18 protein-coding genes are annotated in these 19693 nt (G+C 64.5%); 11 read left to right on the top strand and 7 right to left on the bottom strand.

Annotated elements, in window-relative coordinates; all coding sequences use genetic code 11:
* Position 1: 1 nt before the first annotated feature.
* On the bottom strand, positions 2-1156 hold the full coding sequence (locus ABIB99_RS28725; protein ID WP_502917516.1) for a YjgN family protein: 1155 nt from the start codon (positions 1154-1156) through the stop codon (positions 2-4).
* Between the two features lie 390 nt (positions 1157-1546).
* Here ABIB99_RS28725 and ABIB99_RS28720 point away from each other — a divergent pair, with 390 nt between their 5' ends.
* Positions 1547-2812: a cytochrome P450 gene (locus ABIB99_RS28720; RefSeq protein WP_354178653.1), complete on the top strand. Its 1266-nt coding sequence runs from the start codon at positions 1547-1549 to the stop codon at positions 2810-2812.
* Between the two features lie 54 nt (positions 2813-2866).
* A complete protein-coding gene (locus ABIB99_RS28715; RefSeq protein ID WP_354178651.1) occupies positions 2867-4141 on the top strand; it encodes a cytochrome P450 in 1275 nt (424 codons plus the stop codon).
* 234 nt (positions 4142-4375) lie between these two features.
* On the opposite strand, the gene ABIB99_RS28710 is transcribed toward ABIB99_RS28715, so the two are convergent.
* Positions 4376-5296, bottom strand: a complete 921-nt coding sequence (locus ABIB99_RS28710) for a LysR substrate-binding domain-containing protein (RefSeq protein ID WP_354178649.1) — start codon at positions 5294-5296, stop codon at positions 4376-4378.
* A gap of 125 nt (positions 5297-5421) precedes the next feature.
* On the opposite strand from ABIB99_RS28710, the gene ABIB99_RS28705 reads away from it, so the two are divergent.
* The 4 genes from ABIB99_RS28705 to mdlC all read left to right on the top strand — a co-directional run bounded on the left by ABIB99_RS28705 (position 5422) and on the right by mdlC (position 10363).
* Positions 5422-6591, top strand: a complete 1170-nt coding sequence (locus ABIB99_RS28705; RefSeq protein WP_354178647.1) for an acyl-CoA dehydrogenase family protein — start codon at positions 5422-5424, stop codon at positions 6589-6591.
* Between the two features lie 9 nt (positions 6592-6600).
* Positions 6601-7704, top strand: a complete 1104-nt coding sequence (locus ABIB99_RS28700; protein ID WP_354178645.1) for a CaiB/BaiF CoA transferase family protein — start codon at positions 6601-6603, stop codon at positions 7702-7704.
* Between the two features lie 15 nt (positions 7705-7719).
* Positions 7720-8571, top strand: coding sequence for an HTD2 family dehydratase (locus ABIB99_RS28695; protein WP_354178643.1), 852 nt, complete (start codon positions 7720-7722; stop codon positions 8569-8571).
* A 169-nt stretch (positions 8572-8740) separates the two neighbouring features.
* Positions 8741-10363: a benzoylformate decarboxylase gene (mdlC, locus tag ABIB99_RS28690; RefSeq protein WP_354178641.1), complete on the top strand. Its 1623-nt coding sequence runs from the start codon at positions 8741-8743 to the stop codon at positions 10361-10363.
* Between the two features lie 172 nt (positions 10364-10535).
* Here mdlC and ABIB99_RS28685 read toward each other — a convergent pair whose 3' ends face one another.
* Positions 10536-11312, bottom strand: a complete 777-nt coding sequence (locus tag ABIB99_RS28685) for an SDR family NAD(P)-dependent oxidoreductase (RefSeq protein WP_354178639.1) — start codon at positions 11310-11312, stop codon at positions 10536-10538.
* Between the two features lie 75 nt (positions 11313-11387).
* Here ABIB99_RS28685 and ABIB99_RS28680 point away from each other — a divergent pair, with 75 nt between their 5' ends.
* Positions 11388-11849: a MarR family winged helix-turn-helix transcriptional regulator gene (locus ABIB99_RS28680; protein WP_084795397.1), complete on the top strand. Its 462-nt coding sequence runs from the start codon at positions 11388-11390 to the stop codon at positions 11847-11849.
* Between the two features lie 139 nt (positions 11850-11988).
* On the opposite strand, the gene ABIB99_RS28675 is transcribed toward ABIB99_RS28680, so the two are convergent.
* Positions 11989-12783 carry an SDR family oxidoreductase gene (locus ABIB99_RS28675; RefSeq protein WP_028151266.1) on the bottom strand — a complete coding sequence of 265 codons (795 nt, stop codon included), beginning with the start codon at positions 12781-12783 and terminating at the stop codon, positions 11989-11991.
* A 93-nt stretch (positions 12784-12876) separates the two neighbouring features.
* Positions 12877-13572, bottom strand: a complete 696-nt coding sequence (gene trhA / locus ABIB99_RS28670; protein WP_028151267.1) for a PAQR family membrane homeostasis protein TrhA — start codon at positions 13570-13572, stop codon at positions 12877-12879.
* A 179-nt stretch (positions 13573-13751) separates the two neighbouring features.
* On the opposite strand from trhA, the gene ABIB99_RS28665 reads away from it, so the two are divergent.
* The 4 genes from ABIB99_RS28665 to ABIB99_RS28650 all read left to right on the top strand — a co-directional run bounded on the left by ABIB99_RS28665 (position 13752) and on the right by ABIB99_RS28650 (position 17482).
* On the top strand, positions 13752-15221 hold the full coding sequence (locus ABIB99_RS28665; protein WP_354178635.1) for a YcjX family GTP-binding protein: 1470 nt from the start codon (positions 13752-13754) through the stop codon (positions 15219-15221).
* Complete coding sequence (locus tag ABIB99_RS28660) at positions 15218-16243, top strand: YcjF family protein (RefSeq protein WP_354178633.1); 1026 nt, start codon at positions 15218-15220, stop codon at positions 16241-16243. The genes ABIB99_RS28665 and ABIB99_RS28660 overlap by 4 nt, the downstream gene beginning before the upstream one ends.
* Positions 16244-16830: 587 nt before the next feature.
* On the top strand, positions 16831-16965 hold the full coding sequence (locus ABIB99_RS28655) for a hypothetical protein (protein WP_256376432.1): 135 nt from the start codon (positions 16831-16833) through the stop codon (positions 16963-16965).
* A 313-nt stretch (positions 16966-17278) separates the two neighbouring features.
* Entirely contained in the window at positions 17279-17482 is a 204-nt protein-coding gene (locus ABIB99_RS28650) for a hypothetical protein (protein WP_354178631.1), read from the top strand.
* A gap of 12 nt (positions 17483-17494) precedes the next feature.
* On the opposite strand, the gene ABIB99_RS28645 is transcribed toward ABIB99_RS28650, so the two are convergent.
* Entirely contained in the window at positions 17495-17737 is a 243-nt protein-coding gene (locus ABIB99_RS28645) for a hypothetical protein (protein ID WP_166081584.1), read from the bottom strand.
* A 256-nt stretch (positions 17738-17993) separates the two neighbouring features.
* Positions 17994-19523 carry a glycosyltransferase family 39 protein gene (locus ABIB99_RS28640; RefSeq protein ID WP_354178629.1) on the bottom strand — a complete coding sequence of 510 codons (1530 nt, stop codon included), beginning with the start codon at positions 19521-19523 and terminating at the stop codon, positions 17994-17996.
* Between the last annotated feature and the right edge of the window lie 170 nt (positions 19524-19693).

The raw sequence follows: 19693 nt of genomic DNA, 5'->3' as shown, positions 1-19693 counted from the left end.
ATCAGAATCCCGCGACATCGAGCCCATCGGCGAAGCCTTCGCCGAGCGCGCTGGCAAGCTCACCGCTGCCGCATACATCCGCCGCGGCTCCGATGTTGTGCACCTCGACGGTTTCCAGCACCTTGGCCCAGAGATCGCGCTGCAGATAGACCCGCATGACGATGTTGATCGCAAGGGCCACGGCGAAGTAGCCGATCACCATCATGACCAGCATCGGGATGCTCTTGCCGGCATTTCCGGGGCCGAAGACCTGATCAGCCGGAACGCCACTCAGCTGGACGACGAGTAAGGCGCCACCGCCCATATAGGCGGCGAAAATGGTCGAAAGCAGCATCCACCAGCCGATCACTTTCCAGTACAGGCCGTAGAACGCGTTGTGCGGCAACTCCGAGGACAGGCTGACACCGCCGATGCGGATGCCGTCGAGCCACCAGCGCCATTCACGCGCCTTGAATTCAGCATAGAAGAACGGGGCGAGCGGGAAGATCACGATTGCGATCGGGCTCAAGAGCCACAGCCACCAGCCGCGCTTGAAGAAGGTCCAGCCGTCGCCTTCGAAATCGCCGGGGAGATCGCCGTAATGGGTGTGCCGCATCTTGTAGCGTTCGAGCGACGCCTCGCGCCAGGGCAGCGCCAGGCCGAGGGTGAGGAACACCAGCAGGCCCCACGCCATGGCGCGGAACGAATAGGCCCAGCCCGAGCCGTCCATCCAGAACCGGACGCCGCGCCAGACCGTACGCGTCAGGCGATAGCGCCGCGCGCGAAAAATCGCGAACTGGCCGAAGGCATAGAAGCTGATGAACAGCGGCGTCGAGGCAAAGCCCTGCCAGCGCTCGAACTCGATGCCGATGAGAAAATAAGCGAGGTAGATCGGCACCAGGATCGCGAGCGCGAACAGGAAGCCGACCAGCAGCTCCTTGGCCCGGCCGGTGTATTCGGTCGCATCGCCGTCGACCGCGGTGTTCGTCCACAAATGACGGCGGATGTCGGTGACCAGCCAGAACCGGAAGAAGCCGAAGGTGACGAGCTCAAGCATGGCACCCTTGGTGACCATTTTGCGGAACTCGGAGCGGTTGCCGGTGAAGTCGACCCGCGTGGGCGGCAGCGGCGGGGGTAAGGGTTCGGACCCGATGGGGGCCCATTGCATGTCGTTCACGGCGGCAACCTCGGGGTGCGGACCTGATACGGTCAAACTATAGATCAGAGATTTGGTCGATCCCCAAGATGGCTGGGTTCGATTTACCTCGATTTCTCGCATGATTCCGCAGGCGCGGGGGTGCGGGAGATCACGTTGACACATCTGCGTGACGGTTGCTGATCCGTAGCCCGGATGGAGCGGAGCGTAATCCGGGACAGCGCCAATGGCGGCCCGAATCCCGGATTTCGCTCCGCTCCATCCGGGCTACGCATCTAGCCACCTCTCGCAAAGGTTGGATGTGGCAAAAGTCTCCCTTGCTCCGACGCAGACAACCGGCTGTAATTGCAAATCAAATACCGCAGCGCAGAATTCAACGAGAACGCGCGGTTCATGTCAGGGAGAGCGGTCATGCATGGGACCATCGAGAGCGCGGCGAAGCTCGACGAGCTACGCGCGCGCGCCACGTCACTGCCGCTGGAGCAGTTCGATCCGGGCGATCCCGAGTTGTTCAGGACCGATACGTTCTGGCCGTATTTCGATCGGCTGCGCCGCGAGGATCCCGTGCACTATTGCAAGGACTCGATGTTCGGGCCGTACTGGTCGGTGACGCGCTACAACGACATCATGGAGATCGAGACCAACCATTCGGTGTTCTCCTCGGCCTCCGCGCTCGGCGGCATCACCATCCGCGACATCGACCCGGACCTGCGCCGCGAGAGTTTCATCTCGATGGATCCGCCGCGCCACGCGGCGCAGCGCAAGACCGTGGCGCCGATGTTCACGCCGACGCATCTGGACAATCTCGCGCTCAGCATCCGCGAGCGCTCCGCCGAGTGCCTCGACAATCTGCCCCGCGGCGAGGTGTTCGACTGGGTCGACAAGGTCTCGATCGAGCTCACCACGCAGATGCTCGCGGTGCTATTCGACTTCCCCTGGGAAGACCGCCGCAAGCTGACGCGCTGGTCTGACATCGCCACCACGATTCCCGGCCCCGACGGCCTCGTCGCGACCGAAGACGAGCGGCAGGCCGAGCTGACCGAATGTGCGGGCTATTTCGCGCGGCTGTGGAAGGAACGCATCGAGCAGCCGCCGAAGAGCGACCTGCTCTCGATGATGGCGCATGGCGCCGCGACGCGCGACATGGATGCAAAAAACTTCCTCGGCAATCTCATCCTTTTGATCGTCGGCGGCAACGACACCACCCGCAACACGATGTCGGGATCGATCTACGCGCTGAGCCAGCATCCGGAGCAGTATCGCAAGCTGCGCGAGAACCCCGGCCTGCTCGACAGTTTCGTGCCGGAGGTGATCCGCTGGCAGACGCCGCTGGCGCATATGCGGCGCACCGCACTTGCCGACTTCGAGTTCCGCGGCAAGCAGATCAAGCAAGGTGACAAGGTCGTGATGTGGTACGTCTCGGGCAACCGCGACGAGGAAGCGATCGAAAAGCCCTACGATTTCATCATCGACCGCGCCCGCCCGCGCACGCACCTCTCTTTCGGCTTCGGCATTCACCGTTGCGTCGGCTTGCGGCTTGCCGAACTTCAGCTCAAGATTATCTGGGAAGAGATCCTCAAGCGCTTCGACCATATCGACGTGGTCGGCGAACCCAAACGGGTCTATTCGAGTTTCGTAAAGGGACTTGAAACCTTGCCGGTGAAGATTACGGCGTGAGATCACTCCCTCTCCCCGCTTGCGGGGAGAAAGAGAAACACTGGAGCTACGACCATGAACATCCAGACTCCGGTCAAAACCGACAACGCCGAACGCATGCGCAGGGCCCGCGAGGAGGCCTATGCGACGCCGCTGGCGCAATTCCACCCCGGTGCACCCAGGCTGTTCCAGGACGACACCTTGTGGCCGTGGTTCGAGCGGCTGCGCAAGGAAGAGCCGGTGCACTACTGCACCAATGCGCCGATCGAGCCGTACTGGTCGGTGGTGAAGTACAACGACATCATGCATGTCGACACCAGTCACGGCATCTTCTCCTCGGACTCGACGCTCGGCGGCATCGGGATCCGCGACGTGCCGCAGGGCTATGACTGGCCGAGCTTCATTGCCATGGACCAGCCGCAGCATTCGGCGCAGCGCAAGACGGTGTCGCCGATGTTCACGCCGACGCATCTGGACGAGCTGGCAAAACTGATCCGCCAGCGCTCGCAGACCGTGCTCGACAATCTGCCCCGCAACGAGACCTTCAATTTCGTCGAACGCGTCTCGATCGAGCTGACGACGCAGATGCTGGCAACCCTGTTCGACTTCCCCTGGGAAGAACGCCGCAAGCTGACGCGCTGGTCCGATGTCGCAACCGCGCTGCCCAAGAGCGGCATCGTCGCCTCCGCCGAAGAGCGCCGCCGCGAGATGGACGAATGCTACGCCTACATGTCCATGCTCTGGAACGAGCGCGTCAACTCCGCGCCGCGCAACGATTTGCTGTCGCTGATGGCGCATAACGACGCGACGCGCTTCATGGACCCCGACAATCTCATGGGCAACATCATCCTGCTCATCGTCGGCGGCAACGACACCACGCGCAACACCATGAGCGGCTCGGTGCTGGCGCTGAGCGAGAACCCGGACCAGTTCGACAGGCTGCGCGCCAATCCGGAGCTGATCGATTCCATGGTGCCCGAGGTGATCCGCTGGCAGACGCCGCTGGCGCATATGCGGCGTACCGCGCTTGCCGACACCGAGATCGGCGGCAAGCATATCAAGAAGGGCGACCGCGTCGTGATGTGGTACGTCTCGGGCAACCGCGACGAGGAGATGTTCGAGAAGCCGAACGACTTCATCATCGACCGCCCGCGGCCGCGCACCCATCTCTCCTTCGGCTTCGGCATCCACCGCTGCGTCGGCATGCGGCTGGCCGAGCTGCAGCTGCGGATCGTCTGGGAGGAGATGCTGAAGCGCTTCGACCGTATCGAGGTGGTCGGCGAGCCCAAGCGGATCTATTCGAGCTTCATCAAGGGCTACGAGTCGCTGCCGGTGAGGATTCCGGGGTAGGCCCCACTGTCATGCCCCGCGAAGGCGGGGCATCCAGTACGCCGCGGCCTCTCGGCTCGAGCACTGCAGCCTCTGGAATACTGGATTGCCCGCTTTCGCGGGCAATGACACCGACAGTGAGGCCAGGAGCGCCCCCTCACGCATCGTCCAGCCCAGCTATAAAATTCCGGCATGACAGGTCGCGCCAGATGCGAAGGCAAGTTGGCGCGCGGCTGTTCTAGGACACGCGTGCATCTAACTCAACTTGATGTCCCACAGGCCTTCCTTGCGGCAGGCAGCGACTTCCTCGCGCAAAAGCGTCGTGATGGCGAGCGACGCCGTTGAGGCCGGACGGTCGATCGGAGAGGCGAAAATGAGCTCGCGCGTCATCGGCTTGGATACGGGCGCGGTCTCCAGCCGTCCGTCGGCGACCTCGCCGTGGACCGACGAGGGCGGCAGCAGCGCGAAGCCGAGGCCTTCCTCGACGAGGCTCGTCAGCACGCGGAACGAATCCGCCTCGAGCTGGACGTCGAGCTTGATCTTGCGCTGGGCGGCGGCGTGCTCGATCAGCGCGCGGAGACCGTGGGAATGACTGGGCAGCACCAGCCGCTGGCGCAGCAGCCAGCCGACATCGACGCTCTTCTTGCGCGCGAGGCCGCAGCCGCGCGGGCCAACCGCGACGATATTGTCGCGGCCGAGGCTCTCCACGTTGAGATGCAGATCGGCGGAGCGGCCGTAGAGAATGGCCAGATCCATCTCGCCGCGATGCAGCCATTCGACCAGATGGCCGCTGTAGCTCTCGACGATGCGCAGCGAAATGCCGGGAAATTTTTCGACGCAGCGGCGCGCGAAGCGCGCCGACAGCACGCAGCTCACGGTCGGAACCAGGCCGAGCACGACCTGGCCGGACGGCGGCCCCTTGGTCGACTGGATATCGTCGCGGATCTGGTCGATCTGCCGCACGATGCCGGAGGTGCGTGCCAGCAGGAGACGGCCGGCTTCCGTCAGCACCATGCCGCGTCCGTTGCGGGTGAACAATTCGGTGCGCAACTCGTGTTCCAGCAGCTTGATCTGCCTAGAGAGCGCCGGCTGCGCCACGCGCAACGTGTCGGAGGCCTTGGAGAGGCTGCCGAGCTCCGCCACGCAACTGAAGGTCCTGAGCTGCCGGAAATCCATGCTTGCCAATCCTCGAAGGCTACTTCATACGCTATAGCAAATGAGCATAGGGGGCTGGCGATGTTTTCACAACGCCAGAGGATCGGCCGGCGTTATCTTGACTGCCGCTAGATACGGGAAACGCCATGAGTGAAGAACACCACACCGAAGATCACGCCGACATCCGCGAAGCCGTCGCAAAGCTCTGCGCGCAGTTTCCCGGCGAGTACTGGCGCAAGCTCGATCGCGAGATGGCCTATCCCAAGGCCTTCGTCGATGCGCTGACGCAGGCCGGCTATCTCTCGGTGCTGATCCCCGAGGAATATGGCGGCGCTGGCCTGAAGCTGTCCGCGGCGGCCGCGATCCTCGAAGAGATCCAGCGCGCCGGCTGCAACGGCGGCGGCTGCCACGCCCAGATGTACACGATGGGCACCGTGCTGCGGCACGGCAACGACGAGCAGAAGGCCAAGTACCTGCCGAAGATCGCCAGCGGCGAATTGCGGCTTCAGGCGTTCGGCGTCACCGAGCCGACCAGCGGCACCGATACGTCTTCGCTGAAGACCTTTGCGCGCAAGGAAGGCAACGACAGCTACATCGTCAACGGCCAGAAGATCTGGACCAGCCGGGCCGAGCATTCCGACCTGATGGTGCTGCTGGCGCGCACCACGCCGAAGGAGCAGAGCAAGAAGCGCACGGACGGGCTCTCGGTCTTCATCGTCGACATGCGCGAGGCCAAGAACAACGGCCTCGAGATCCGACCGATCCGCACCATGATGAACCACGCCACCACCGAAGTGTTCTTTACCGACATGAAGGTGCCGGCGGAAAATCTGATCGGCGAGGAAGGCAAGGGGTTCCGCTACATCCTCTCCGGCATGAATGCCGAGCGCATCCTGATCGCCGCCGAATGCGTCGGCGACGCAAAGTGGTTCATCGCGAAGGCCACGAACTACGCCAAAGAGCGCGCGGTGTTCGGCCGGCCGATCGGCCAGAATCAAGGCATCCAGTTCCCGATCGCCAAGGCCTACGCCGCGATGCGCGCGGCCGAGCTGATGGTGAAGGAAGCGACGCGCAAATACGAAGCCGGGCTCGACTGCGGCGCGGAAGCCAACATGGCCAAGATGCTCGCGGCCGATGCGTCGTGGGAAGCGGCAAACGCCTGCATCCAGACCCATGGCGGCTTCGGCTTCGCCGAGGAGTACGACGTCGAGCGCAAATTCCGCGAGACGCGGCTCTACCAGGTGGCGCCGATCTCGACCAACCTGGTGCTGTCCTACGTCGCCGAGCACGTGCTCGGCATGCCCCGCTCGTACTGAGGTCGCATCATGGGAGCATTGGACGGGATCAGGGTGATTGCGGTCGAGCAGGCGGTCGCGGCGCCGTTCTGCTCGTCGCGGCTGGCCGACGCCGGCGCGGAGGTGATCAAGATCGAACGGCCCGAAGGCGATTTCGCCCGCGGCTATGACGCGGCGGCCAAGGGCCAGAGCAGCTATTTTGTGTGGCTCAACCGCGGCAAGCAATCCGCCGTGGTCGACCTCGCAACGAAAGAAGGCTGCGCCGAGCTCGAGAAGCTGATCGCGAGCGCGGACGTGCTGATCCAGAATCTCAAGCCGGGCTCGATGGACAAGCTCGGCTTTTCGCGCGAACGGCTGCTGAACGACTATCCGAAACTGATCTCGTGCACGATCACCGGCTATGGTGACGAGGGTCCCTACGCGCACCGCAAGGCTTATGACCTGCTGATCCAGGCCGAAAGCGGCCTTGCCTCCATCACCGGCAACCCTGATGGCGCCTCGCGGGTCGGCATGTCGATCGTCGACGTCGCGACCGGCGCGACCGCGCATGCTGCGATCCTGGAAGCGCTGATCGCGCGTGGGCGCACCGGCAAGGGCTGTGACATCCGCATCTCGATGTTCGACGTGATGGCCGACTGGTGCACCGTGCCGCTGCTCAATTCCGAAGCTGGCAATCCGCCGAAGCGCATGGGCCTGCGCCATCCCTCGATCGCGCCCTACGGCGTGTTCACCTCGAAGGACGGCAAGGACATCCTGATCTCGATCCAGAGCGAGCGCGAGTGGAAGACGCTCTGCGTCAAGGTGCTCGACCAGCCCGATCTGCCGGCCGATCCGCGCGTCGCCAACATGGTCGAGCGCGTGCGCAACCGCGATTTCACCGACAAAACGGTCGCAGATATCTTCGGCAAGATGACGCGCGACGAACTGTTGAAGCGGCTGTCGGACGCCGACATCGCCTTTGCCGAGGTCAACACCATGGCCGACCTCACCAATCATCCGCATCTGCGCCGCATCGAGGTCGACACGCCGCAGGGACGTGTCAGCTATCCCGCGCCGGCGCCGATCATCGTCGGCGAGACCCGCAGCTATGGCGCCGTGCCAGGCATCGGCGAGCGGCCGGCCAAGAAGTCATAACAAGAGCGAGGCGTCATGACCGAGAAGCTCGACATCGATCACTTGCGGCAATGGATCGGCCGCAGCACCGAGGCCACCGACATCGTCACCGCGCAGCTCGTCAAGGGCCTGCGCGCGACGCTGTTCCAGGAGGTCGGCGAGCCCAAAGCGGGCGATGCCGCGCCGTTCACGGTGCATTGGTGCCTGGCGCAGCCGGTGTTTCCGATGTCGATGCTCGGCCCCGACGGCCATCCGACCCGCGGCGGTTTTCTGCCGCCGGTGCCGTTGCCGCGCCGGATGTGGGCCGGCGGCGAGATCGCGTTCCTGCAGCCGCTGCGCGTCGGCGACGAATCGACCCGAACGTCGCGCATTGCCGACGTCCAGGTGAAATCTGGCTCGACCGGCACGCTGTGCTTCGTCTCGGTCGAGCACAGCATCTCCTCGCCGCGGGGCGTTGCCATCCGCGAGCGGCAGGACATCGTCTATCGCGAGATGACGAGCAGCGCGCCCGCCGGCGCCAAGGCCCCGCCCCCGCCACCCAAGGCGCAGCACCGCGAGACCCACGTGTCTGATCCCGTGCTGCTGTTTCGTTATTCCGCGCTGACCTTCAACGGCCATCGCATCCATTACGACCGTGACTACGTCACCAAGGTCGAGGGTTATCCGGGCCTGATCTTCCATGGGCCGCTGCAGGCGGCGCTCATCGTCGAGATGGCGGCGAAGCTGCACGACGGCAAGGCGCCGAAGACATTCACCTATCGCGGCGTGCAGCCGCTGTTCGAGGGCACCGAGTTCTCCATCAACGCCAACGCGACCGAGGCGGGCCTGGAGCTGTGGACCGCGAATGCGGAGGGACAGCCGACGATGAAGGGCACCGCGGTGTGGTGACGCTCTCTCCTCGTCATTGCGAGGAGCTCGTGACAAAATTGCGGAGCAATTTTGCACTGAAGCGACGAAGCAATCCAGACTGTCACCGCCGAGGCAGTCTGGATTGCTTCGCTTCGCTCGCAATGACGGGTGAGGCTAGTAGCGGCAATCAATAACAGGGACGGAAACCATGGCCAAGAACGGCAAGAGCGGCAGCAAGTCCGTCACCGTGAAGCAGGCGACGCTCGATCTGCTGCGCTCGCTGGGCATCGACAGGGTGTTCGGCAATCCCGGCTCGACCGAGCTACCGTTCCTGAGCGACTGGCCTGATGACATCGACTACGTGCTGGCGCTGCAGGAAGCCTCCGCGGTCGGCATGGCCGATGGTTACGCGCAGGCGACGCGCAATGCGGGCTTCGTCAATCTGCATTCGGCCGCCGGCGTCGGCAACGCGCTTGGCAATATCTACACCGCGCACCGCAACCAGACGCCGATCGTGATCACCGCGGGCCAGCAGGCGCGCTCGATCCTGCCCTTGCAGGCGTTCCTCTATGCCGAGCGCGCCTCGGAATTCCCGCGGCCTTACGTCAAGTACAGCGTCGAGCCGGCCCGGCCCGAGGACGTGCCGGCCGCGATCGCGCGGGCCTATTGCACCGCGATGCAGCCGCCCTGCGGGCCGACCTTCGTTTCGATCCCGATCGACGACTGGGCGCATGCGACCGCACCGGTCGAGGCGCGCAAGGTCAGCCGCGAGATCGGGCCCGAGCCTGACGCGATGAAGGCACTCGTCGCCGCGCTCGGCTCAGCAAAACACCCTGCCCTCGTGGTCGGCCCCGGCGTCGACCGCGCCGGCGCGGTCGATTTGATGGTGCGCGTCGCCGAGAAGGCGAAGGCCAGCGTCTGGGTCAGCCCGTTCTCCGCGCGCTGCTCCTTCCCTGAGCGGCATCCGCAGTTCGCGGGCTTCCTGCACGCCTCGCCGGCGCAGCTGTCCGACGCGCTACGCGAGCACGATCTCGTCGTCGTCATCGGCGCGCCGGTGTTCACCTTCCATGTCGAGGGCCATGCCGCGATCTTCGATGGCGGCGCGACGATCTTCCAGATCACCGACGATCCGGATGCGGCCGCGGTAACGCCCGTCGGCACCAGCATCATCGCGACCATGAAGCCGGCGCTGAGCCTGCTGCTCGACCTCTTGCCGGAGAGCAAACGCGCGACGCCGAAAGGCCGCACGCTGCCGTCGGCACCGCAGGCCGCCGATCCGCTGCCGGTTGAATTCCTGCTGCATACGCTGTCGCAGGCGATGCCGGACGACGCGTCACTGGTCGAGGAAGTGCCCTCGCACCGGCCGGCGATGCAGAAGTTCATGCCGATGCGCGGCCAGGACAGTTTCTACACGATGGCGAGCGGCGGCCTCGGTTACTCGCTGCCCGCCGCGGTCGGCATGGCGCTCGGCAAGCCGAAGCAGCGGACGGTGTGCCTGATCGGCGACGGCTCGGCGATGTATTCGATCCAGGCGCTGTGGACCGCCGCGCAACGAAAACTGCCGCTGACCATCGTCGTCATCAACAATTCCGGCTACGGCGCGATGCGCTCGTTCAGCCAGGTGATGCAGGTGAGGAACGTGCCGGGGCTGGAACTGCCGGGGATCGATTTCGTCAGGCTCGCCGAGGGCATGGGCTGCCATGCGGTGCGGGTGAGCAAGGCCGCGGAACTGGGCGAGGCGCTCGAGCGCGGAATGGCGTTCGAGGGGACGAGCCTCGTCGAGGTCGTCGTGGATTCAGCGGTGCCGGTGCTGTACGGGCAGAAGCATTAGCTTTGTCGTCCCTGCCTAGTGCGCAATTGCGCACGGGGCGCAGGGAGCCATACCCACAAGGGGAAGTTTGACGAGGACTCGTGGTGGGCAGCTTCGCGCCACGATTACTCCCTGTGGTTATGGGTCCCCGCGTCGGCGGGACGACACCGAATTTGCCGCGACATCGCGCCAACTACGACGCCAAGAATCCCCCGTCCGCCGCCAGCACGTGCCCGACGACATAGGATGACGCGTCGGACGACAGCCACACCACGGCCTCCGCCACTTCCTCCGGGCTCCCCATCCGCCGCAGCGGCAGGCCCGCACTGACGGTCGCGACATCGCCGACGCCGGCGCGCAGCATCATGTCGGTGACGACGCGGCCGGGCGCGATGGCGTTGATGCGGATGCCGCGCGGGGCGTTCTCCATCGCGGCCGAGCGTGTCAGCGAGATCGCCGCCGCCTTCGAGGCCGAGTAGAGCGAGAAGCCGGGATTGGGATTGCGTACGCCGCTGACGGAGGCGTTGACGACGATGCTGCCGCGGCCCTGCGCCAGCATCGCCGGCAGTTGATGACGCAGGCACAGAAACAGCGCACGGACATTGGTGTCGAACACCGTGTCGTAGATCTCCGTGCCCTGCTCTTCCAGCGGCGCGCGGCGCTCCTGGAATCCGGCATTGTTGAAGGCGACATCGAGCCGACCGCAGCGCTCGACCGCCGCGCGAACCAGACGTTCGACGTCGTCCTCTCGCGTGATGTCGGTTTGGATCGCGATCGCGTCAGCGCCGAGCTCCCGGCACGCTGCGGCGGTGGCCTCGATTTCGGCCTCCCGCCGTCCCGCGACGGCAATCGCCTCCGCGCCTTCCGAGGCCATCCGCAGCGCCGTGGCGCGGCCGATGCCGCTGCCGCCGCCCGTGACGAGGCAGACCTTGCCTCTCATCCGCATCCCGGCCGGCACAGTTCCGCTCATGGCTCACTCCAAAACGCTTGCGCGCGACGTTGCGCGCATGTAGTTGTATGATACAACTATATGCCGGGAGTCAAGATGGCCGAGCTTGCGTTGATCGACGACATCCGCGCCGCCTCGCGATTGATGGTGCGGGAGCTCGGCTTCATGGATGCGACGGTGGCGGCCTCGGACTATCCGCCCTCGGCGGTGCACACGATCCTGGAGATCGGGATCCGCGGCCCGATGAATTCAGGCGAGCTCGGCGATTTCCTGCGCCTGGAGAAATCCAGCGTCAGCCGCCTAGTGCGCAAGCTGGTCGATTGCGGCGAGCTGCGGGAGACGCCTGATGAAGCCGACGCGCGCAGCAAGCTCTTGTCGCTGACGGCGAAGGGCCGGCGCACGCTGGAGGCGCTGCACGCGTTCGGCCGCCAACAGGTGCGCGGCGCGCTGGCCGCGCTGACAGAGACCGAGCAGCGCACGGTGCGCGAGGGCATGATGCTCTATGCCCGGGCGCTTCGGCAGAGCCGGATGGAGGATGAGGGGGAGTCGGCGGCGTAGCCGCATTCTCAGTGTCATCGCCCGCGAAGGCGGGCGATCCAGTATTCCAGAGACCGCTGTGATTCCTCGACAGGCCGCGGCGTACTGGATTCCCCGCTTCCGCGGGGAATGACAGCGGTGCGGGTGGCACCAGCCTACCCTACTTCCCGAACTCCTCCCGCATCTTCGCCTGGATCTTGGCCATGCCGCCGATCCAGCGGTCGTAATTCTCGGTCTTCTTGCGCATATAGCCGAGCACCTGGGGGTGCGGCAGGATCAGGAAGGTCTCCTGCTCGAGGCCGGCGAGCACGTCTTTCGCAACCTGCTCCGGCGTGAGATCGCCATCGCCGGATTGCGGGCCCTTCGGGATCGAGCGCAGCATGTTGGTGTCCACGCCCTGCGGGCAGAGGATCGAGACCTTGATATTGTCCGCCTTGTGCGAGATCGCGAGATTTTCGGCAAAGCCGACCGCGGCGTGCTTGGTGGTGGAATAGGCCGGGCTTCCGACCTGCGACAGCAGACCTGCCGCCGAGATCGTGTTGAGGAAATAGCCGCCGCCGCGCGCCTTCATGCGGGGAATGAGATACCGCGCCGCATAGACATGGGCCATGACGTGGATCGCCCAACTCCGCTGCCACGGCTCGTCGGAGGCGCCGCCGGCATTGACCGACATCGGATCGAAGCCGCCGCCGATGCCGGCATTGGAGCAGAACAGCTCGATCGGGCCGAACTGCCGTTCGGTCTCCTCGATGACGTGGGCGATCTCTTTTTCCTGCGCGACGTCGCATCGGAAGGCCGCGCCATCCACCGTGGCGGCGACAGCTCTTGCATTGGCGGCGTCCATGTCCGCGACGACGACCTTGGCGGCACCCGCCTTGTGGAAGGCCTCGCACAGCGCCTTGCCGATGCCGTTTGCGCCGCCCGTGACGACCACGACCTTGCCGGTCACCTGCATGCGACGTCTCCTCTTTGTCTTGTAGCGCTTCTCTTTTCGGATAGCGCTTCGCTATCTTATACCGCTTCGCTTATTCCGCTTCGCGGATCTTGCTCAGCTCAACACGAGGTCGAGCACCGCGGTATAATGGCACGCCGCGCCGGCCAAGACAAAGCCGTGCCAGATCGCATTCTGGAAGCGCAGCCGCCGCCAGGCATGGAAGATCACGCCAAAGCTGTAGAGCAGGCCGCCCGCAAGGATGAAGCCCAGCACCAGCGCAGGCAGCGCCTTGACCACGGCGTCGTAGACCATCACGCCGCTCCAGCCCATCGCGAGATAGATTCCGACTGCGACGCGGTCGAACCGGCCGGGGTAGAGAAGTTTCAGCACGATACCCAGGATCGCGACGCACCAGACGCCGCCGAGCAGCACCAGCGCGAACACACTGTCCCTCACCTCGAGGATGAACGGCGTATAGGTCGCCGCGATCAGCAGATAGATCGCGCAATGGTCGAACCGCCGCAGCAGCCATTTGGCCGGCGAGACCGGCCAGAGATTATAGGTCGCCGACAGCACCAGCATCGAGAGCAGGCCGGCGACATAGATCGAGACCCCGACGATGTTGGTGGCGTCGGCATAAACCGCCGTCAGCACCACCAGGACCGTAGCGGCGACGATGCCGCAGAACACGCCGATCGCGTGGATCACGCCGTCCGCGATCAATTCGGCACGGTCGTAGTTCCAGCCGATCGCGTCGGCCGCGGCGTGGACGGAGGTGGATGCGAGCTGTTTCAGCTGGAAGACGGTCATGGCAATCCGCAAGGCTAAGACAATGCCCTCTTGTAGGGTCTTTCGCGATCGGCGCATCGTTCAAACGGCTGATTTGCCGACAAAGGCGGTGGAAGTATGAAGCTTGATTTTCCCTACGCAATTGCCACTTTTGTGAACGGCTTCACTGTTCCGCCCGCCCCGAGATCAATCACGTTCATATGGCATTCAGTTTCCAGGATATGGTCGAAGAAGCGCGGCTGTCGGCCAGGGCGCTGATCGACTATGGTGAGCACTTCTTCAACCCGACGGTGCGTCTCGGGGTCACCGGCCTGTCACGGGCCGGTAAGACCGTATTCATCACCGCGCTGATCCACGGCCTCACCCGTGGCGGCCGCTTTCCGGTGTTCGAGGCCTATGCCTCGGGCCGGATCGCGCGGGCGCATCTGGCGCCGCAGCCAGACGACGCCGTGCCGCGCTTCGCCTATGAGAACCATTTGCGCGCGCTGCTCGAGGAGCGGCGCTGGCCGAACTCGACCGTCGACATCAGCGAACTCAGGCTCGTCATCGACTATCAGCGCCAGAACGGCGCCGATCGCACATTGACGCTCGACATCGTCGATTATCCCGGCGAATGGTTGCTCGACCTGCCGCTGCTCCAGAAGAGCTATGAGCAATGGTCGGCCGAAAGCCTCGCGCTGTCGCGCGAGGCGCCGCGCGCGCATCTTGCGGGGGATTGGCACGCGCATCTCGCGACGCTCAAGCCCGAGGCGCGCGAGGACGAGCAGGCGACGCTGACGGCGGCAAAGCTCTTCACCGGATATTTGCGCGCCTGCCGCGACGAGCGGTTCGCGATGAGCCTGCTGCCGCCCGGCCGCTTCCTGATGCCCGGCAATCTCGCCGACACGCCGGCGCTGACTTTTGCGCCGCTCGACGTACCCGTGGGCGGCCAGGCACCGGACGGCTCGCTGTGGGCAATGATGGTCCGCCGCTTCGAGGCCTACAAGGACGTCGTGGTGCGGCCGTTCTTCCATGATCATTTTGCCCGGCTCGATCGCCAGATCGTGCTGGCCGATGCGCTCGCCGCATTCAACTCCGGCCCCGAAGCGCTGCACGATCTCGAAGCCGCGCTTGCCGGAATTCTCGACTGCTTCCGCATCGGCCGCAGCACCTTCCTCTCCAGCCTGTTCCGGCCGCGTATCGACCGCATCCTGTTCGCGGCGACCAAGGCGGACCATCTGCATCATTCCAGTCATGACCGGCTCGAGGCGGTGCTGCGCCGCGCGGTCACCCGGGCAGTGGTGCGTGCGGAAGATACCGGCGCGGAGATCGACGTGGTGGCGCTTGCCGCAGTTCGCGCCACGCGCGAGGCCCAGGTCGCGCATGGCCGCGACAAATTGCCGTCGATCCTGGGAACGCCAGCGGCCGGCGAAAGCGCCGGCGGCGAGTTCTTTGACGGCAACACGGAGGTTGCGACCTTTCCGGGTGACCTGCCGCCGGACCCCGAGGCGCTGTTCAACGGCACCGGCGCATTCCGGGGCCTCGCGACCGAGGCCGCCGAGAAGAGCGATTTTCGCTTCCTGCGCTTCCGTCCGCCAAAGCTCGAACGCGAGGGCAATGACGAGCCGGCGCTGCCACACATCCGCCTCGACCGTGCCCTGCAGTTCCTGATCGGAGACAAGCTGTCATGAACGACCGATCCAAGCCGCGGCGGCCGGCGACGTTCCGGCTCGACGATCCCGGCGTCATCGTCACCGAAGCCGACGAGACCAGCCGGCTCGGACGCGCCACGATCCAGATCACGCCCGAGCACGATCCGCAGGCATTGCCGGTGCCGATCGAGGCCGCGCTTCCGGCGCGGCGCGGCTTTCCCTGGGGCACGCTGTTCTGGTCCGGGCTCGGCGGGCTGACGCTGCTCGGCACCGGGCTCGGCGTGGTCCGTCTGATCGAGGATCTGTTTGCGCGCAGCGAAACGCTCGGCTTCGTCGGCCTCGCATTCGCCTTCGTCACCGCACTGGCGCTCGCGGTGGTGATCGGGCGCGAGGCCTTTGGCCTGGCGCGCCTTGCAACCATCGAGAAGCTGCATGCGCGCGCGGCCGCGGTCCTTGCCAGCGACGATCGCAAGGAGAGCCGCGTGATCGTGCAGGACCTGCTGAAGATCGCGCACCAGAACCCGCAGCTCGCCCGCGCGCGCGCCACGCTGGAAAGCCACACCGGAGAGATCATCGACGGCGCCGACATGATCCGGCTTGCCGAGCGCGAACTGATGTCGCCGCTGGACGCGGAAGCGCGGCGGCTGGTGTCGTCGGCCGCACAAAAGGTCTCGATCGTGACCGCAGTTTCGCCGCGCGCGGCGATCGACGTATTGTTCGTGTTCGTGGCCGCGTTGCGCCTGATCCGTCAGCTCGCTTTTCTCTATGGCGGCCGCCCCGGCGCGCTCGGCATGATCCGCCTGCTCCGCCACGTGATCGCCCATCTCGCCATCACCGGCGGCATGGCCGCGAGCGACAGCCTGGTGCAGCAGATGCTGGGCCATGGGATTGCGGCAAAGCTGTCGCAGCGGCTCGGCGAAGGTGTGCTGAACGGATTGCTGACCGCGCGGCTGGGTCTGGCCGCGATCGACGTGACGCGCCCGCTGCCGTTCGCGGCGCTGCCGCCGCCAAAACTGTCGGACCTCGCGACGGATCTGCTGCGGAAGAAGGACGAGGAGTAGCGGCGCTATCCGCACCATCGTTCGCGCCATTCGCCGGACCGACACATGGCGCGCCGCCTGAATGAGCGAAGCTTAAGCTCGCGGTTCATCGGGAAAGTCAAAGCTGACAATGATAAAGCCGACCGCACCAAACACCAACAGCGCCAGGAACAGTGCCGCAACAGCAAAGGACCACACGAAAGGCTCCGAGCAGCTGAGTGCCATCCAATCGAGCCAACGAGCGGAATATCATCCCTCGCCGGCTGATCTGAGGCAGACCCGGACGGGGTTAAAGGGCAATTGTCCGGTAAAATGACCTTGCTCAGTCAAGCCGCACCTCGCAAGCGAACTATCGAGTTAGCCCTTTCGAGTATTGGAGGACTATGTGCCGCAGTTAATGGCAACTGAGCACAAGGAAGCGGCAATTCAAGTCGCCGCTTTCAAGTCAGCCTCTGGCCGCCCCATACCACGGCGCATCAGCCCGTTAAGAAACTGGTTACCAGTCAATGTCACCATTTGCATATTAGGCCGCCATATGCGGCGCGCATTCTGAGAACGTCTCAATATTTCGACACGCCCGGTTGGCGGTCTCTTTCAGGAGAGGCCCAATGTTTAAGGGCTTAATGGCAGCGCTTGTGGCGCTGATCAGCACACTGCAGCTGGATCGATACCTGACCAATGGTCGGTACACCGACGCGGCCACGGATATGCTGCGGCAAATCAGGCGCGCGTTTGGATTTTGAGATGCACTGGACGATTTGAGGCCGGTGATGAAGGGCATCCCATGGACTGATCTCGACGTGGAGGAGCAACGCGCCATTGCGATATTGGGCGCCGGGCTCCCGATCGAGCTGTGTGACCCCGTCGCTCTCCCAAGATTGAAGCGGCTCGGGCTGATCGCAGGGTCTCATTTGACCGCTGCTGCGCACGAGCTGCGGAGGCGCGTTGTTCTGGAAGAACTCAGTGCGCGGGATTGAGCCGCGTAACCAATTGGCACGCTCGATCCTCGGCTGGTCGGGAGTGCCTTGACGGGGCTAACAAGGCGTGGGGAGTTTGATGGCGGCAGGTGCAATTGAGCTGATCGTGGAGGGTTACGTTTCCCTCAGGGACCAAGCAGCTCTTGATGAGCTTCGGACACAGCGCCGCAAACTTATCGCAGATCTCGATGCTTGTACCGGGATCGACTGCAGGAGTACGATCCGGCAGATCGAGGAAGACATCGTCGTGATTGAGGCCGGGCTGGCGCGGTTGGCGGCCTAGTAGGCCGGATGCTCAGAGATTGCCCGGTGTCGTATCGGCAACGCTGCACTCGGTGTGGATCAGGTCCTTCTTGGTCACTCGCACGCTGCCAAGATAATAACCTCGCTCCTGGACGGCTGCCTTGATCTCGTCGCTGACCTTGAGAACTCTCGCTCTGCTCTTGCGCCATTTGTTGGAAGAGTAGAGCGCGGGCATCGGAGAGCCGTTGCTGACGACGAGGAAGTCCCGCTTGCCATTGCGATAGACATCAAACATGTCCTATCCCCGTAGATAATATCAATAAGAGAAAATATGTTTCGTCACGATAGCTCCAGCTTAGTGGCTTAAATGCTTGAGCGGGTGGTAATCTGGGATGGCGGCCTGTGAATGTCGGGACAAATGCTGGTTGCAGCTAAGCGATCAGCTCAGATTTCTGGTCTATGTTGTTATCATGCCACGCCAAGCCGCTTCAACGCGTGGCCTCGTTTGCCTTTGGGACCCCACAAGGGGAGAAGGGAAGAAGGGTGCCTCGCTAGGCGAGCGTACGTTTCTCGAATTCCCCCGCCAGCACCCGCCATTGAAACAGCGGCGAATCCGTTGGCGGCGAGAGTTCCGGCGTCCAGCCGGTGAGCTTCTCAATCACATAGGTGTCCGACAGAACGCCGCGCCAGCGACGTTCGACCTGGCCGAGCTGCTCGCGCTTCGCCGGGATCGATCCCCACACCGGTGCGCGATTGTCCGGCTCTCGCCCGACATAGATGCCCGCATGCCCGCTGATCCGATCCATGCCGGGATCGCGAAAATCCTGGAAGCGGCCGCGTTCGTTGATCTCGACGACGGGCACGCGGCCCCTGAACAACCAGCGCATCATCGCGTAGGTGCGATAGTCCGTGGTCGCGATCCAGGTCGCGCCGGTCTCGTCGAGCGCGGCCTGCGCACGCGCAGCGACCTGCTCGTAGCCGGCCTCGGCGCCGATCGGATCGATCTTGCCGAGGAGATTCCATGGCGCGGCGACGTAGTACAGGAACACGATGACGACGAAGGCGATCCCCGTGACGACCGCCGTGTTGAGCCAGAAGATGCTCGAGCGGATCATCCGCGCCGACCAGTGCTCGCGCGACAGCATGACGAGGTTGACCGCAGCGGCGGCAAAGCCGACCGGCCACATGAACATCGGCCAGGTGTCGCCGACCCTGAGCGTCGTCGACTTGAAGAAGAAATAGAGGAACGGCACCAGCACCGCGGTCGACAGCAGGATCGCGACCGGCTCGCGCGTGCGATAGCCGCGCCACGCCGTCATCACGAGGCCTGACAGCACGACCGGCAGCATGACGAAGCCGACCAGGCCGAATTGCAGGCCGATGTAGTCGCCGATCGTGCGCAGCGAGATGCCGTAATTGGCGGTGGCCCGCACGCCCTGGAAACGGAACGAGGCCCAGTCGTGCTGCGCGTTCCAGATCAGCACCGGGGAGAACACGACAATCGCGATCAGCACCGCGAGATAGGGGTAAGGACTGCGCAGCCAGCGCCAGCGCCAATCCGGCACCAGCAGAAACGCGGCGACCGCCGGCGCGAACATGATCGCGGTGAATTTCGACAGCATCGACAGCCCGGCAAACAGGCCCGCCGCCAGCCACCAGCGTCCATCGCCACTCTGCGCGAGCCGCACCAGGGCCCACATCATCGCCACCGCGAACGGGATCATGGCAACGTCCGGTGCGACCTTGGCCATCAGCAGGCCGTAATAGAGCGCAGCCTCCGGCATCAGCACCGCGAACATGATGGCGCGCGCATCGTGAGTGAGGCGGCGGACGATGTCGGCGAGCAGCAGCTGCGTGACCAGCATCGCGACGATGCCGCCGAAGCGGACACCGAGCATGGTGTCGCCGAAGATCGCGGTGCCAAAACGGATGAACCAGGCGATCATGGGGGGATGATCGAGGAAGCTGAGCGCTCCCTCCTTCGACCAGGTCCAGTAATAGGCCTCGTCGGTGCGCAATTCGATCGCGGAGGCGTAGATGATGCGCAGCAGCGTCATCGCGGCAATGACGAGCACGGCCATAACGAGGGGCCGGCGCACGGCGCCGGCTGGGGGCGTAGTGATATCGGGGGCTGTCGTCACGGCCGCGCTTTTCGCCAACCTGGGAGGGGGAGTCAATGCGGGGGGTGGTGCCGCAAACACCGATGTCGTCCCGGGGCGCGACGAAGTCGCGAGCCCGGGACCCATAGCCA

The sequence above is a fragment of the Bradyrhizobium sp. LA6.1 genome (genome assembly GCF_040547805.1).
Lineage (GTDB): Bacteria > Pseudomonadota > Alphaproteobacteria > Rhizobiales > Xanthobacteraceae > Bradyrhizobium > Bradyrhizobium barranii.
The sequence above is the reverse complement of the archived record's forward strand: the minus strand, read 5'-3'. Positions and strand labels throughout refer to the sequence as shown.